The sequence below is a fragment of the Bradyrhizobium sp. Kon10 genome (assembly GCF_055807395.1).
In genome coordinates, this window is sequence record NZ_JBVVOZ010000324.1 from 1 (window position 1) to 250 (window position 250).

The window sequence follows — 250 nt, forward strand, 5'->3', positions numbered from 1 at the left end:
CAACGCCAGGCGCACGCCCTGCACCGTCGGCAAACCACTGTCGGCGCCCAGGATGCGATGCCCCGGTTGCACCACGCGTTCGGGCAACAGGCTGACGCCCAACCCCGCCGCGACCGCCGAGCACACGCTGGCCAGGCTGGCGCTGGAATAGCCGATACGCCAGCGCCAACCGCCCAGCTCCAGGTGATGCAGCATGTCATTGCGGTACAGCCCGCCCACCGGAAAAGCCACCAACGGCAGCGGGTCGCGT

General features: G+C 69.6%; 1 protein-coding gene. It reads right to left on the reverse strand.

All coding sequences use genetic code 11. The features are described from left to right. Window positions 1-250: LysR substrate-binding domain-containing protein (locus AC0L2O_RS37220; RefSeq protein WP_473373259.1), on the reverse strand; the 250-nt coding region annotated here is incomplete at both ends.